The organism is Nocardia sp. NPDC058499 (genome assembly GCF_042719915.1).
Lineage (GTDB): Bacteria > Actinomycetota > Actinomycetes > Mycobacteriales > Mycobacteriaceae > Nocardia.
Genome location: NZ_JBHXMZ010000003.1, coordinates 254604 through 269900, shown reverse-complemented (window position 1 = coordinate 269900; position 15297 = coordinate 254604). Strand labels below are relative to the sequence as shown.

Annotated in this window: 15 protein-coding genes; 6 read left to right on the top strand and 9 right to left on the bottom strand. The window is 67.4% G+C overall.

The genetic code is table 11. The annotated features are described in order from the left end of the window. Window positions 1-32 precede the first annotated feature (32 nt). The 5 genes from ACFWPH_RS11395 to ACFWPH_RS11375 form a co-directional block, all read right to left on the bottom strand. Window positions 33-302 (bottom strand): hypothetical protein, encoded by a 270-nt coding sequence (locus ACFWPH_RS11395; protein WP_378749959.1) that lies wholly within the window; start codon window positions 300-302, stop codon window positions 33-35. Between the two features lie 202 nt (window positions 303-504). Further along, on the bottom strand, window positions 505-1587 hold the full coding sequence (locus ACFWPH_RS11390; protein ID WP_378749957.1) for an NAD(P)H-dependent flavin oxidoreductase: 1083 nt from the start codon (window positions 1585-1587) through the stop codon (window positions 505-507). Next, window positions 1584-2342, bottom strand: coding sequence for a CoA-transferase subunit beta (locus tag ACFWPH_RS11385; protein ID WP_378749955.1), 759 nt, complete (start codon window positions 2340-2342; stop codon window positions 1584-1586). Before ACFWPH_RS11385 ends, ACFWPH_RS11390 begins: the two co-directional genes overlap by 4 nt. Further along, a complete protein-coding gene (locus ACFWPH_RS11380; RefSeq protein WP_378750658.1) occupies window positions 2339-3220 on the bottom strand; it encodes a CoA transferase subunit A in 882 nt (293 codons plus the stop codon). Before ACFWPH_RS11380 ends, ACFWPH_RS11385 begins: the two co-directional genes overlap by 4 nt. Window positions 3221-3261: 41 nt before the next feature. Then, entirely contained in the window at window positions 3262-4026 is a 765-nt protein-coding gene (locus ACFWPH_RS11375; protein WP_378750656.1) for an enoyl-CoA hydratase family protein, read from the bottom strand. A gap of 66 nt (window positions 4027-4092) precedes the next feature. Here ACFWPH_RS11375 and ACFWPH_RS11370 point away from each other — a divergent pair, with 66 nt between their 5' ends. The 5 genes from ACFWPH_RS11370 (at window position 4093) to ACFWPH_RS11350 (ending at window position 9843) form a co-directional block, all read left to right on the top strand. Then, the gene (locus ACFWPH_RS11370) at window positions 4093-4899 is read left to right on the top strand and encodes an SDR family oxidoreductase (RefSeq protein ID WP_378749953.1); all 807 of its coding nucleotides are present in this window, start codon (window positions 4093-4095) and stop codon (window positions 4897-4899) included. 61 nt (window positions 4900-4960) lie between these two features. Beyond that, on the top strand, window positions 4961-5872 hold the full coding sequence (locus ACFWPH_RS11365; protein ID WP_378749951.1) for an SDR family oxidoreductase: 912 nt from the start codon (window positions 4961-4963) through the stop codon (window positions 5870-5872). A 1594-nt stretch (window positions 5873-7466) separates the two neighbouring features. Beyond that, window positions 7467-8306, top strand: coding sequence for a hypothetical protein (locus ACFWPH_RS11360; protein WP_378749949.1), 840 nt, complete (start codon window positions 7467-7469; stop codon window positions 8304-8306). A 5-nt stretch (window positions 8307-8311) separates the two neighbouring features. Continuing rightward, on the top strand, window positions 8312-8824 hold the full coding sequence (locus tag ACFWPH_RS11355; RefSeq protein WP_378749947.1) for an ImmA/IrrE family metallo-endopeptidase: 513 nt from the start codon (window positions 8312-8314) through the stop codon (window positions 8822-8824). Continuing rightward, a complete protein-coding gene (locus ACFWPH_RS11350; RefSeq protein ID WP_378749945.1) occupies window positions 8821-9843 on the top strand; it encodes a hypothetical protein in 1023 nt (340 codons plus the stop codon). Before ACFWPH_RS11355 ends, ACFWPH_RS11350 begins: the two co-directional genes overlap by 4 nt. Window positions 9844-10077: 234 nt before the next feature. Here the strand turns inward: ACFWPH_RS11350 and ACFWPH_RS11345 are convergent, their stop codons facing one another. Together ACFWPH_RS11345 and ACFWPH_RS11340 are read right to left on the bottom strand one after the other, a co-directional pair. Continuing rightward, on the bottom strand, window positions 10078-10494 hold the full coding sequence (locus ACFWPH_RS11345; RefSeq protein WP_033244044.1) for a helix-turn-helix domain-containing protein: 417 nt from the start codon (window positions 10492-10494) through the stop codon (window positions 10078-10080). 433 nt (window positions 10495-10927) lie between these two features. After that, complete coding sequence (locus ACFWPH_RS11340; RefSeq protein WP_378749943.1) at window positions 10928-12091, bottom strand: steroid 3-ketoacyl-CoA thiolase; 1164 nt, start codon at window positions 12089-12091, stop codon at window positions 10928-10930. 158 nt (window positions 12092-12249) lie between these two features. Here ACFWPH_RS11340 and ACFWPH_RS11335 point away from each other — a divergent pair, with 158 nt between their 5' ends. Continuing rightward, window positions 12250-13506 (top strand): cytochrome P450, encoded by a 1257-nt coding sequence (locus ACFWPH_RS11335; protein ID WP_378750654.1) that lies wholly within the window; start codon window positions 12250-12252, stop codon window positions 13504-13506. A 465-nt stretch (window positions 13507-13971) separates the two neighbouring features. On the opposite strand, the gene ACFWPH_RS11330 is transcribed toward ACFWPH_RS11335, so the two are convergent. Then, the gene (locus ACFWPH_RS11330) at window positions 13972-14388 is read right to left on the bottom strand and encodes a nuclear transport factor 2 family protein (protein WP_033244047.1); all 417 of its coding nucleotides are present in this window, start codon (window positions 14386-14388) and stop codon (window positions 13972-13974) included. Window positions 14389-14421: 33 nt separating this feature from the next. Beyond that, window positions 14422-15297: a TIGR03619 family F420-dependent LLM class oxidoreductase gene (locus ACFWPH_RS11325; protein WP_378750652.1), complete on the bottom strand. Its 876-nt coding sequence runs from the start codon at window positions 15295-15297 to the stop codon at window positions 14422-14424.

The following is a 15297-nucleotide window of genomic DNA, read 5'->3' as shown; positions in this document are numbered from 1 at the left end:
GCCGAGCACCATCGAAAGAATCCAGGTTTCGGTTAGGCGGAGCCGCGGTCGTTGATCGCCCCGCCCGAACCGAACAAATCCCGCGACGCCTCTTCGATCTCGGCTTCGGTGAGTGGCTCGTGAGCCGATTCGTACTCGGCGACGATCTCGGCCAACCCGTCCATCTCGAGCCGGTGGCGCACCGCTTCGGTGATATATGCCGACATGTTGCGCTGACCGGCCCGGTCGCGGACAGCGGTCAGTAGACCGGTCGGCATGGATACCGACACGGTGGAGGTTGAGCCCGGATGTGCAGTCGACACCTGCCCATTATGCGATTACAACCGGTGGCCGTTCGTTCCGTCCCGGCGCCGCTCAGAGCGAGGTGTGCCCAATGTCCCGGACCTGACCGACTACCGCAGGTTCGGGACCGGTCCGGCCGGCCTGATCGGCGCCCCTTGCGACGGCTGTGCTGTACGACAAGGCCCCGCCCCACATCGGGGCGGGGCCTGTACTTGTTCCGGGTCAGTTCGCCGATTCGGCGCTCTGGGGGAGGGTGGCGAGGGTGCCGATCCGGGCGACCGCGTCCGTGACGACCCGGTCGATGAGTTCCTGGCAGGTGGGGAGATCGTCCAGGATGCCGCTCACCTGACCGGCCGCGAGCACACCGGCTTCGGTGTTGCCTTCGACCAGTCCGGCGCGCAGCAGCATCGGAGTGTTGGCCGCCATGATGACCTGCGACCAGGTGAGGTCCTTGGCCTTGCGCATGGCCAGGCCGTCGCGGACGAGGGTCGACCATTTCATACCGGTCATGCTCTTGAACTTGGTCGCGTTGCCGACTGCCGCGGTGAGGCCGCGGATACGGCCGGAACCTTCCAGCTTCTGCACGAGTTCGGTGTTGAGCACCCGATGCGGCATACCGTCGACCTTTGTCGAGACCACGGTTTCGCCGAGCTGCCGGCGCAGGTACTCCTGTTTCACCGAATCCGGGACACTGCTCTCCTGGGTGAGCAGGAACCGGGTGCCCATGGCGACCCCGGCGGCGCCGTAGGCAAGGGCGGCGGCCAGGCCGCGTCCGTCGTAGAAACCGCCGGCCGCGACGACCGGGATATCGACGGCGTCCAGGACCGACGGCAGCAGCAGGGTGGTCGCGACGGGGCCGGTGTGCCCGCCGCCTTCACCACCCTGGACGACCACGGCGTCGGCGCCCCACGAGGCGACCTTCACTGCGTGCTTGGCGGCGCCGATCGACGGGACCACCACCACACCGGCGTCTTTCAGCTTCGCGATGAGGTCCTTCTTCGGCGCCAGCGCGAACGATGCGACTTTCACGTTCTCGCGGATCAGCAGGTCGATCCGCTCGGGGGCATCGGACGCGTCGGCGCGAATGTTCACGCCGAACGGTTTATCGGTCTGCGCCTTCGTTTTCGCGATCGCCGTTTCCAGCTCGTCATAGGTCATGGTGGCCGAAGCCAGAATGCCCAGACCGCCCGCGTTGGAAGTGGCCGAAACCAGGCTCGGGCCCGCCACCCAGCCCATACCGGTCTGCACGACGGGATGTTCGATCCCGACCAGTTCGGTCAGCGGGGTCCGCAGCCGGGGTGTCACTGCGGAACCTCCTTCTCGCGGATCTTCTTGGGATCCAGGACCTCACGGATGATCCGCAGTTCCTCGTCACTCGGCAGCCGGCTTTCCTCCGCGGTTCCCAGGTCGGCGATTTCGAACGAGGTGTTCTCCGCGACCTCTTCGGCGGTGACGCCGGGGTGCAGGCTCAGCGCGCGCATGGTGTGGCCGGGCCCGCCGAAATCGAATACGCCCAGGTTGGTGACCACATGGTGGACCTTCATGAACCGGTAGGCGGGGTTCTCGGGGTCGATCTTGTCGTAGCCGATCCCGGCGACGATATCGACCTGGTCGCAGAACACCCGTTTGGTGTGCCGCGCAACCCAATAGCTCGTCGGGTGGTTGATCGTATTTCCGGGCGCGCCACGGACGCCGAACATCTGCCGGGTCGGCTGCTGCAGCGGGCCGAAGGCGGAGAGGTTCTGGTTGCCGAAGCGGTCGATCTGGTTGGCGCCCATGACCACATGGCGGCGGCCCGAGGCCAGGACATCGAAAACCCGGCGGAACGGGATCCAGCCCTCCACCGGTGCCTTACCGCCGATGGGCGGTGTTTCGGCGAGGAAGAACGCCTCGCCGTCGGAGAGCAGCAGATCGGGTTCGAAGGTGAGTTTGGCGAGCCTGGCGCCCAACTGTGCCATCGGCGTCATCGGGCTGGCGAAGATTTCCCCGGCATCCCGGAAGATCTCGGCGCAGGCGATCGCGCACACCTCGGCCCGGGTGATGGTTTCGGTGCTGGTCACGACTGCTCCTCCTTGAATCGCGCGACGGCGGCCTGGTAGTCGTTTTCGGAGCCGCTGAGGTAGGTGTCGACGAAGGTCTGCCAGGTTTCCGGCGATTTGGCGGCTTCGACGTAGTGGCGCTGGAACTTCTCGTCGCGTCCGTAGCTTTCGCCGCCGAGGGTGAAATGCGCGCCGTTCGGTGCTTCGGCGACTGCGTCGACCATCATGCGGTTGAGCAGCAGCGATTGCGGCGGCACGGTTTTCACGAGTTCCTCGGTGTCCACGATGCGCTCCACCGACAGGTATCGCTTCTCGGCCGCCAGGCAGAACAGGTCGTCCATATAGGGATCCACTCCCTGGTATGCGGCGTTCCCGTGCGCGTCGCCGATGTTCAGGTGCACCAGCGCGGCGTCGAGGTTCAGCGCGGGCATGGCGATCAGGGTTTCCGATTTACCGTCCGGGCCCGGGTAGGGCGAGGTGACGGTGGTCAGTTCGCCGTCCCAGAAATTCGGCACGTCCGAGCCGAGGCCGGCGCGGATCGGCAGGAACGGCAGTCGCGCGGCGGCCGCCTCCAGCCCGCATTTGAGCATGCCCTCGTCCATCTCCCGGGCCACGATCTGCCCGGAGGTGCGGGCCTTGGCGAACCACGGATCGTAGAACGGCGCCGAGTCGAGGGAGACGAAACCGTAGTAGGCCTTGCGCACCTTGCCGGCCGAAAGCAGCAGGCCGAGGTCGGGGCCGCCGTAGGTGACGACGGTGAGGTCGGTGACATCCGACCGCAGCAGCGCCCGCACCAGGGCCATCGGCTTACGCCGCGACCCCCAGCCGCCGATGCCGATGGTCATTCCGCTGCGCAGTTCGCCGACGATCTCGTCCAGCGATTTCCGCTTGTCTCGCATGGTTTTACGCTCCATCAATTCATCGATCCTCCGGATCGGTGTCAGTTCTTGTCTTTCTGCGCTGCCAGGTCGTCGTCGAACCGCTCGCGGATCTCGTCCGACGCGCCGGAGAGGTTCAGTTCGAAGGTGAACCCTTGCTCGTAGCGGTAGCTGCGGTGTACGTCCTGCAGGTCGATTCCGTTGAGCGCGCGTTTGGCGGCCCGGATCACGCGGCCGTCCTTGGCGGCGATGTCCTTGGCGACCTCGAGCGTCGCGGCGTCGAGTTCGTCGCGGGGGACCACCTTCAGCACCGAGCCGTAGTGATGCAGCTGCTGGGCGGTGGCCGTGCTCGCGGTGAAGAACAGCGCGCGCATGAGGTGCTGCGGGACCAGCCGGGACAGGTGGGTCGCCGCGCCGAGCGCGCCGCGATCGACCTCGGGCAGGCCGAAGGTGGCGTCCTCGGAGGCGATGATGATGTCGGAGTTGCCGACGAGGCCGATCCCGCCGCCGAGGCAGAAGCCCTGGACCGCGGTGACGACCGGGACCGGGCAGTCGTAGACGGCGGCGAAGGCCTCGTAGCAGCCGTGGTTGGCGTCGATCAGCGCCTGGTGGCCCGGTGTGCGCTGCATTTCCTTGATATCCACGCCAGCGTTGAAGCCCCGGTTCTCCGCGCGCAACACCACCACCCGGGTCTGCGGGTCGCGCCCGGCGGCGCGGATCTCGTCGGCGAGGGTGAACCAGCCGTCCGAGGGTATGGCGTTGACCGGCGGATAGTCGACCGTGACCACGGCGATACCGGCGGATTCCGAATGGCGGGTGATCCCCATCGCGTATCCCATCTCGCATTCTCGAGCATCTTGGCTAAGCAAGCAATTGCTTGGTAGGTTAACACGGTGGCACTCGAAATCGACCTGTCCGATCGCGTCGTTCTGGTAACCGGAGGCGTCCGCGGTGTCGGCGCCGGTATCAGCCGGGTCCTGCTGACCGCCGGCGCGACCGTGGTGGCGTGTGCGCGCCGACCGGCGGAAACACCGGTGGAAGCGGACGGGCGCGCCATCGACTTCCTGCCCTGCGATGTGCGTGATGCCGAGGCAGTGCGCGAGATGATCGCGGAGATCGTGCGCCGGTACGGCCGGCTCGACGCCGCGGTGAACAATGCCGGGGGAGCGCCGTACGCGCTGGCGGCCGATGCCAGCCCGAAATTCCACACCAAGATCATCGAATTGAATCTGCTCGCTGCCCTGCACGTCGCGCAGGCGGCGCAGGCGGTGATGAACGAACAGGAAACCGGCGGGTCGATCGTCAATATCTCCAGCCTGAGCGGTCACCGGCCCTCACCCGGTACCGCCGCCTACGGTGCGGCCAAGGCCGGAGTCGACGCGCTCACCGTCTCCCTGGCTGCCGAATGGGCGCCCCGGGTCCGGATCAACTCGCTGGTCGTCGGCGCGGTGGAAACCGAGCTCGCCGAATTGCACTACGGCGACGCCGACGGGGTGGCCGCGGTCGGGCAGACCATCCCGATGGGCCGGATGGCGCGGCCCGACGATGTCGGCAACGGGGTGGCGTTCCTGCTTTCTCCGCTCGCCGGATACATCAGCGGTGCCACCCTGCAGATCCACGGCGGCGGCGAACCGCCGGCCTTCCTCTCGGCCGCCAACGCCACCCATTCCACCGGCACGGCGAAAACCGCACAGCCCTGACGCGGCCGCTGCCCCATCGACGCGACAACACCAGTTACGACCATCGACGATAGGAACGGATATGGCAACCGAGGGCATCTGCGCCGGACGGATAGTCATCGTCACCGGCGCCGGCCGGGGAATCGGCCGCGCGCACGCATTGGCCTTCGCGGCCGCGGGCGCGAAGGTCGTGGTCAATGACATCGGCACCAGCCTCAGCGGTGAATCCACGGCGGAAACGCCTGCCGAGCAGGTTGTTTCCGAAATCCGCGCGGCCGGCGGCGAAGCCGTCGCCAACGGCGACGATGTGGCGAGCTGGGACGGTTCGCAGCGGCTGATCCAGCAGGCCGTGGATACCTTCGGCGGGCTCGATGTACTCGTCAACAACGCCGGCTTCGTCCGCGACCGCATGCTGGTCAATCTCGCCGAAGACGAATGGGATTCGGTGGTCCGGGTCCATCTGAAGGGCCATTTCGCCACCATGCGGCACGCGGCCGCGTATTGGCGCGCGGAATCCAAGGCCGGCCGTCCGGTCGACGCCCGGATCATCAACACCAGCTCCGGCGCCGGCCTGCAGGGCAGCGTCGGCCAGGGCAACTACGGCGCCGCCAAAGCCGGTATCGCCGGCCTGACTCTCACCGCGTCGGCGGAATTCGGCCGCTACGGCATCACCGTGAACGCCATCGCGCCCTCGGCCCGCACCCGGATGACCGAAACGGTTTTCGCGGACATGATGGCCAAGCCGGAGGATGGTTTCGACGCCATGGCGCCGGAGAACATCTCGCCGATCGTGGTGTGGCTGGGCAGCCCGGAATCGGCCGGGATCACCGGCCGGATGTTCGAGGTCGAGGGCGGTCGTATCGCCCTGGCCGAAGGCTGGCACCACGGCGTCCCGGTGGACCGTGGAACCCGCTGGGACCCGGCCGAGCTCGGCCCGGTGGTGGCGGAACTGATCTCGAAGGGCGCCGCGCCGGAGCCGGTCTACGGAGCGTAGCCGGCCTTCTCCGAGTACCCGGCGGGCCGCATGGTCGAGTCTGCGCCCGCCGGGTTGCTCTGCGCCCGTTGACGGACTGGCGACAGAACGCGGTGTACCGCGCGGGCGCCGACCCGCCGTCTCCGTCCGGCGCGCCTGCGGTCGCCCTGGCGCAAGCCCGAGTAGCGCCGCTCCGCAGTTGAAGCCCCGTACTCGATCCGGTCGCGTCCCATGCAGTCGAGCAAGCCGTGGGACGGCATGGTTTCGGGCGCGCTGCAACCTCCGCGGCCGCATGCCCGACTTCCCGGCCCGGACTAGCAGACATTCGGGTGCCGTTGAACGAACACCCGCGGCGCTTGCTGAGCCACTGTCGCGGCGATTGTGCCCGATTGCTGCCTGCGTACACAGGCGATGCACGATTCACCGCCGACGGGCCAGGGATGTCTCTGGACATCGCCCGCGCTGCGGTGGGACGGGTCCGGAGCCCGGATGGTCGGGTGAGCGCACCCGCGAAACCGTTCCTCCGCCACGATGGCGGCTCGGGCGTGACCCGCGGGTTCGTTTCCGGTGCAGCTCGTACTTCGGATGACACCGGGCGCGGACGGATGGTTTGCCCGGTTCGGGGGGTGTGGAGATTTGCCCGGTCCGGGGGGTGTGGAGAGCTGGGGAGTGCTCGCCGCCGGCCACTGGTACGGAGCGGTCGATGGCGTTCTCCGGCCGGGGGTGCCTTGGCGCAGCGCCGGCGACGAGCTCCGGTCGGCCAACCAGAGCCGGGCCGAATCCGACGACGCCGGCCGCGGGTGACGGGCATTGGTCGCCGCCCGGAATCTGCCGGTGTACGGGGGCGCAGTTACCTGATCCGCCGAGTGGTAACTGTGAGTAATCCCATGCTCGATCGTGATATCGCCGCTGTGGCCTGTCGCTCCACCTGCGCCGGAGCCTGGGTCGGCTGTTGTCTCGCGACTTTGTTATGCGCCGGTCAGGGCCCTGGTTTACCATGGGCAACCATCTGTTCGTTCTGCCCGGAAGGCGTCATCACCGGGGGATCCGCAATATCGATCGAGGGGATGGCTGGCGCATGGCCGTTGGTCGCAGCAAGCGATTACTCGCAGTAGCCGGGGCGGTAGGTTGCCTGGCGCTACTCGGGGGGCCGGGATACGCAGCCGCCGAACCGGGCCGCTCGCCCAAGGTGGAGCAGGGGCCGACCGGAAGTGGTGGGAACGGGTTCATGCCGCCCGCCGATACCGGGCCCGAACCAGGCCCCAGCGCCCCCCTCGGGATTCCCGGCCGGTCGCATGAGGCGCCGGGCGCACCCGCAGGGCCCGGGGTCGCCGCACCGGGGCAGAGCGACCGCCCGGACGCCGGCCTCGGTACCGGCAGTGCCGGCGCACCCGCGCCCGCTGATGCGCCGCCCGCGCCGGCCGGTGTTCCCTCGGCCCCGGAGTCGAGCGGGTCGCCAGGCGCCACCGGGAACAGTGGTTCGGAACCCGGCGAGGTTGCGCAATGGCAGACCCTGGATATCCCGGGCCGCGATAGCTCCGCAGAGACCGGTCCGAGAGTTGACTCCGCGGCTCCTGCCGCATCGGCGCCCGCACCCAGTGAGGTTGCCGAACCCGTGGGCCCCATCGGTCTGGGCACCGCGCTCGGCACGATTCTCGGTACCGGTTCGGCAGCGGTCGGTTCGGCGGCGCTCGCGCCTCTGGCTGTAACCGGCTCCGCGGCTGCGGGAACGGGTTCTGCTGCACTCGGTACCGGTTCCGCCGCAGTGGGTTCCGCCGGAGTCGGTCTGGGGGCCACCGGTTCGGCCGGCCTCGGTACCGGTTCGGCGTTGCTCGGAACGGGCTCGGCCGCAGTGGGTTCCGCTGGTGCGGGGGTGCTGGGCACCGGCTCGGCGGCCCTCGGTTCGGCCGGGGTCGGAGTGCTCGGTACCGGTTCGGCCGGGCTCGGTTCGGCCGCAGTGGGTTCCGCGGCCACGGGGTCGGCAGCCGCCGGTTCCGCGGCGACCGGTTCGGCGGCCCTGGGGTCGGCCGGTGTGGGTTCGGCCGCCCCGCTGCTACTTCTCCTGTTACCGCTGCCGCCGGTACCGCCCGCTCCGGTCGGGCCGCCGCTGGCGCTGCCCGCGCCCGGCGGCGCCGGTGCCGGCCCCGGCGCACCCAGCGTGGTGGATGTCGCGGTAGGGGCGGGTCTCCCCGCTCCCGCGGCCCCCGCCGCACCCGGTGCTCCGGCGCCGGCCCCGAGCGCGCCGCCGGTGGCCGCCGCACCGCCGAATCACACAGTGCGTCCGACCAGCGCCGAAGGCGTGCTGCCGGAACCGGCGCTGCTGTCGGTGATCGGCGGGCTCGTCGCCTTGGCCATCGCCGGTGGCGGTTCGGCCGTGATGAGCTATCAGAGCGCCGCCCAGGCACAGGCGCGGATCGATGCCGCGCGCTCCGAATTCTTCGGAACGGGTGCGTGATTGCGATGACACAGAGCAAAACACAAAGTACTCGTGCCTATCGCCGCGTCGCGGCCGCCGTGGACGCGGTGTGCGCGATCGCCGCCGACGCCGACGCCACCACTTTGGACCAGGTGGTGGAGGCGGTGGCCGCCGAGCGGGGGCGGCCGATCGAGATCACCGATGCCGATCTCGGCCCCGGTGTCTGCGGGCAGCGGCGGTACTACCCGGCCAAGGACATCATCGTGCTGGCCAGCGCGCTGCCGAGTCGCGACCATACGCTCGCGCACGAGCTGGGCCATATCGTCTTCGACCACGAGGGTGCCCCGGCGACCGAGGTGACGCTCGAGGTGAGTGACGATCTGATCGCCTACATGCTGAGCCAGCGTGCGCATCAGACCGCCGTCGAGGACGGCGAGAACGACCAAGCCGAATGGGAGGCCGAAACGTTCGCCGCCATGCTGATGACACGTTTGCGCGTTTTCAACAGCCGGGGCGCGGGCGTCTCGGTCCTTCGATTCGATGAGGCTCTGGGATGACCTTCTGGTTGACCGCCCTCCTGGTTTGGGTCGCCGCCGGCGCCCGGGTGGGGCGTGTTCTCGTCAAGCCGGCGACGACCGCCCGGGTGGCGATCGTGGTCGCCGTCGCTGCCGTCGCTCTGGCCTGTACCGCGGCGATACCCGATGTGGGCCTGGCGATCGACAACTTATTGCCGGGCGGTCTGCCCGGTGGGTTGCTGTCCGAGGGCGTGGTCGTCGGTGCCTGGTTGCTGTTCGTCACCGCGACCTCGGTGGTCGCCTCCGCGGCCTGGCCGGTGGTTTCCCGCCGGAATCTGCGCCAGATCGCCTGGGGGGTTTACGGTCTCGGGGTGCTGGCGATCGTCGCCGCGGTGCTGTGGTCGTTCACCCTCGGCTGGGCGGTGGTCGCGGCGGCAGGGATTTTCATTGTCGTGACCGGTCTGCGCAATCTCAGCTGGACGGCGCTGGGCCGTGGTATCGCGATCTATATCGCCGGAACGGCATTGGTGATCGGGCTGGCTGCCGGGCAGATCCAGCGCGGCCTCACCGATGCTCCCGGCGCCGAGCCGGGTAAGCCGACGTGGGCGTGGCCGCTGTGGCAGGTTGCCGCGCTGCTGATCGCGTTCGGTGCGGTGTGGATCGTGGTCGAGATGTGGTTGCGGGCGCGGTTGTTGCTGCGCCGCGTGCAGAGCCTGCACAAGGTGATGGTGAAGCGGTTCCCGGAGGTGGTTCAGGAGGAGACCGGGACATCCACCCAGCTCAAGGCCTCGGATCGGGTGGCGCAGATCATGGACGCACTGTACTTGCAGTCGGGGGGCGGGGTGGAGATCGCTGCCGCCGGTGACCCCCCGGCGGCGATCGGCCGGCGGGCCGAGCGTGTTGCCGAGTGGGCCAAACATCCGCTGGGACCGGCCGTGGTGGATGCCCGGTGGATCGCCCCGCCGGAGGGGATCAGCCCGCGCGGCTGGGTGCGGGCGATCGCCCAGGCCTTCGACGCGCTGCCGGAACAGGCCGCGCAACCGGAGCCCGCTGCGCGCTAGTTGCCCGAGGTATGCAGGTGCGTCCGTTACGTCACTGTGATAACACTCGGGGCGGCTCGGGAATCATGCCGAGTGGTCGGTACCGTGATTATCGGACACCGCAGATCTCGAGGCCGTTCGATTCTTATGCCGTAGAAATTTTCCATGCCCAGTCTGCCGGTATGGCGGTGGCCCCTGGCGGGAACAGGCACGGTGCGATCCCGATGATGACTGCACCGTGCCTGTTTTCCGGTTCTATTCCGTTCCGTCCGGAGGAACTTCGGGCAACCCCTCGCTGGCACGCAGTTTCTCCGCCATGGAGGTCAGCAGGTTCTGCGACTCCTCGGAGAGGTCGAAGGCCCGGCTGGACAGCCGACGCAGCCCGTAACCCTGTAGCTGCGCCAGGAGTTCGAGGTCGTGGTCGATCTTCGCGGCGTAGATGTCGTTGAAGAAGTAGTCGGGCTTGACCTTGAAGAACTTCGCCAGGGCGGCGACCGTCTCATCGGACGGATTCGTCCGCTGGCCCGACCGTAACTGCGACAGATACGGTTTGGAGATCGGATGACCGGATGCCGTCAGTGCGGCCGCTACCTCTGCATTGGTGTGCGGCTTACGCCCCGGGGGATGCACGGTTTCGAACAGCTTGTTCAGCCGCGCCGCGAAATCAGCCATTGTGAGCCGCCCAATTCCCTTCACTGTACTAACAGTCGTTATCTCGGATACCTATCATTGATATTAGCGGCTCAGTAACTGAAAACCTACGCCTGATTCAGGATTTCCTTGAAGCTTCTAGGTTGTATCCGGGGAAGTGGACCGCGGTATCGCGTTTGCGGGTTACCCCGCACGGAACTTGTGGGCTGCTAATACCGCCAGGTAGCCGCCCCTCCCGGGGGTCTTCCCGGGCGGGCGGAGGGTAGCCTTCGGATTGCTGATGCCCCTTCTGGGGCGCTGTATAGCACTTTGTGTGGCGTACGACACGTCTGCTCAACGGTGAGATGAACGTTCAACCTACGTGTGGAAATTACGGAGATCCGGGGCCCATGCCTGTGAAGGGGCACTAACACCCCGGATCCGCTGGATCATCGTCGGCGAATTCGACGGACCGTCACAGCCGTTCGATGATCGTTCCGGTCGCGAGTGCGCCACCGGCGCACATGAGAACCATTGCGGTACTGCGATCGGACCGTTCGAGTTCATGCAGGGCGGTGGTGATCAACCGGGATCCCGTCGAGCCGACCGGATGGCCCAGCGCGATCGCGCCGCCGTTCACATTTACCCGGTCGAAATCCGGCTTGTGGACCTGAGCCCACGACAAAGCGACAGAGGCGAAAGCCTCATTGATCTCGAACAGATCAATATCGCCGATGCTCATCCCGGACCGTTCGAGCAACCGGCTGCAGGCCTGCACGGGTCCGTCGAGGTGGAACTCCGGCTCCGAACCCACGAGGCACTGGGTCACCACCCGGGCCCGCGGCCGCAGACCCTCTCGTACGGCGGCCTTCTCGTCCATGAGCAGTACTGCCGCGGCACCGTCGGAGATCTGCGAGGAGGTGCCGGCGGTGTGGATACCGCCCTCCAGTACCGGCTTCAGCTTGGCCAGGCTCTCCGCGCTGGTTTCCCGCAGCCCCTGGTCGCGGCTTACTTCCTGCTTCTCGCCGGTCGGGTTGCCCTCCTTGTCGACCACCGGGGCGGTGATCGTGAGTACCTCGCGGTCGAAGCGGCCCTCGGACCAGGCCTGGGCGGCCAGCCGCTGCGACCGGGCACCGAGCGCGTCGACATCTTCGCGAGTGATGCCGCGCCGCTTGGCGATCCGCTCGGCTGCCTCGAACTGGTTGGGCATATCGATATCCCAGGAGGCGGGCCGCCGCGGACCGGCCTGGTCGCCGACGTTGGCGCCCAGCGGCACCTGGCTCATCGCCTCGACACCGCACGCGACCCCGATATCGATGGCGTCGGTGGCGATCAGCCCGGCGATGAGATGGTTGGCCTGCTGGGCCGAACCGCACTGGGCGTCGATGGTCGTGGCGCCGATCTGCCACGGCAGTCCGGCGGCGAGCCAGGCGGTCCGCGTGATGTTGTTGGACTGGGCGCCGGCCTGGGTGACGCAGCCGCCGATGATCTGCTCGACCTTGGCAGGATCGAGGTGGGCGCGATCGAGCAGTCCGCGCTGGGCGAGACCGAGGATCTCGGCCGCGTGGAGCCCGGAAAGCCAGCCGTTGCGCTTACCGATGGGGGTGCGAGCTGCCTCGACGATAACGGGTGTGCCCATCTTGAACCTTTCGTTTCGGACAGAAAACTGTAACGTGTTCCGCACATGGGCGGAGGTAAGTTCAGTCCGCTTTCTTTCCTCGTTCTTATGCCTGTGCTTCAATGATTGTAGAACGTGTTTCAGTTTGTCGAAGGAGACATCTGGTGGTGGATACGCGCATGGGCCGGCCGAACCTGCCGGACGGGTTCGACGTCACGGACCCCGATATGTACATGCAGCGGGTACCGGTCGAAGAGTTCGCCGAACTCCGCCGTACCGCGCCGATCTGGTGGCAGGAGAAATCGCCCGAGGTCGGTGGTTTCCACGACGACGGCTTCTGGGTCGTCACCAAGCATGCCGACATCAAGGAGGTCTCGCGGCGCAGTGATGTCTTCTCGACCTACGAGAACACGGCGCTCCCGCGTTTCAACGACGATATCGAGCGCGAGCAGATCGAACTGCAGCGTTTCATCCTGCTGAACATGGACCCGCCCGAGCACACCCGGATGCGCAAGATCATCTCGCGTGGGTTCACGCCGCGCGCGATCAACTCGCTGCGCGACGAACTGTCCAAGCGCACCGAGGCCATCGTCAAGGCCGCGGCCGAGACCGGGTCGGGCGATTTCGTCACCCAGATCGCCTGCGAACTGCCCCTGCAGGCGATCGCCGAGCTGATCGGTGTGCCGCAGGAAGACCGGATGAAGGTGTTCACCTGGTCCAATGAGATGACCGGCTACGACGATCCGGAAATCGACGTGGACCCGGTGCAGGCCTCCACCGAACTGCTCGGCTACGCCTATGCGATGGCCGAGGCCCGTAAGGCCTGCCCGGCCAACGATATCGTCACCACCCTGGTCGAGGCCGATATCGACGGTGAAGCCCTCAAATCCGAGGAATTCGGATTCTTCGTGATGCTGCTGGCGGTCGCGGGTAACGAGACCACCCGTAACGCCATCACCCACGGCATGATCGCCTTCCTGGAGAACCCGGATCAGTGGGAGCTCTACAAGAAGGAACGCCCCAAGACCACGGCCGACGAGATCATCCGCTGGGCCAGCCCGATCACCACCTTCCAGCGCACCGCCCTCGAGGACACCGAACTCAACGGTGTCCAGATCAAGAAGGGCCAGCGGGTACTGATGGTGTACCGGGCGGCGAACTTCGACGAAGATGTCTTCGAGAACCCCATGAAGTTCGACATCCTGCGCGAGGACAACCAGCATGTGGCCTTCGGTGGTACCGGGGCGCACTACTGCATCGGCGCCAACCTGGCCAAGCTGGAGATCGACCTGATCTTCAACGCGATCGCCGACCATATGCCCGATATCTCCAAGCTGGGCGATCCGCGGCGGCTGCGTTCCGGCTGGCTGAACGGTGTCAAGGAATTCCAGGTCGACTACAAGACCTGCCCGGTGACGGGGCAGACCGCGAGCTGAGCGCCGCGGCATCAGCCTCCGGCCCCGGGCACCGCTGGTGTCCGGGGCCGGTCCGTAGCCGGAATCAAGTGTGCGCCGCGCCGTTGTGGCGGCGGCGCGGCCACAGTTCGGCCCCGCATCCTTTCGGGTGCGGGGCCGAAGCTTTTCTTTTCCAGTGGCCAGGAGCGATCCCTTCGAGGCCGGGGCGATCGGGCCGCCCACCGGCCGGTGCCATGGCCGGCGGTCAGGGCCGGCGGTCAGGGCCGGGATCGTCGGCGGGGCCGGATTCCCCCCGTCCGTGGTGCAACAGGCAGATGATTCTCCGAGGCGGGCGTACCTGTCGTTTCGAACTGCGTGACGGATCGTCGCGGTCGGGGTTGTCACTGGGCGAACGCGAATCGGCCCCGCACTCTAGAAGGGTGCGGGGCCGATTCGGTACAAAAAGCCGATCGGCGGGCGGACCGTGAGGGGTCGGCCCGGCGCCGATCAGCCGACCGGGGTGGCCGTGGCCATCGCGCGATCTACTTCCCAGAACGCGCGCAGCGCCAGAATCTTCCCGGAGTCGTCCACCTTGTAGGTGAAAACACCTTCGGCGTCGATGCGATGCCCGCCGATGGTGCTGCGGATCGTGCCGGTGAACGCGACCTCCGCGCCGCAGGCGAAGGAGTCACCGAACAGGAACTCGATCGAATCGGTTCCCGCGATCGCCTTGTCCCAGAACGCCGAAATGGCCTCGGGGCCGCGGTGTCCCTTGCCTTCGGGGTCGAAACCGGAGGGTCCGATCGGATCCTCCACGATCCCGTCCGGCGCGAACAGCGCGAGCCAGGCGTCCTTGTCCCGGGCGCGGACAGCGGCCTGCGAGGCCAGCCCGGCCGCGCGTGCGGGATGTTCGTCGCTGCTCATGAGTTCCTCTCGACAAGCGTGCTGGTTGCGCGCTCAGGTGATCGGGTTCTGGATGTTCTCGTCGGCGAATTTGCGTAGCGCGTCCTTCTTCGCCTCGATATCTCCGTCGAATCCGATACCGGCGGCCAGCCAGGGGATCACGATGGCGTCGGTGACGCCGGCGTCGTACTGCTCCTGGTAGCCGTCGCGGCCGAACTTGTCCACGCAGACCGCCTGGATTTCGAACGGCACGTCGGCTCGGCCGTGTTCGGCGCGTAGTTCACCGAGCCGGGCGACGGTGGTCTGGAGATCATCGAATTTCATCATTGCCGAGGTCCAGCCGTCGCCCACCCGGGCCGCCCGGCGCAGCGCTACCTCGGTATGCCCGCCGATGTAGAACGGAACCGGTTCGCTCGGCGCCGGACTCATCTGCAGTTCGTCGAAATCGAAGAACTCACCGTGGTACTCGACCATGCCGCCCGCGAGGGCCTTCTTGATGACCTCGATCATCTCGTCGACCCGCGCGCCGCGGCGCGCATACGGCACCCCGCACCATTCGAACTCCTCCGGCGCCCAGCCGATCCCCACGCCGAACCCGAACCGGTTGCCGGACAGGTTCGCCACCGAACCGACCTGGCGGGCCAGCAGCAGCGGATTCCGGGAACCCAGTTTGAGCACATTGGTGTAGAAGCGGAGCCGGGTGGTCACCGCGGCCATGGCGGTCGCGGCGATCAACGGATCCACCCACGGGGTGTCCGGGCCCCAGAATCGGGCGCCGTCCGGGGTGTACGGATATTTCGCCGCCTGCGATTTCATATAGAACAGCGAATCCGGCAGCGCGATCGAGCTGAACCCGACCTCCTCCGCCGTTTTCGCCAGTTCGGGCAGCTGTTCCAGCGGGCTGAGCGCGACCCCGAGGCTGAACTTCAG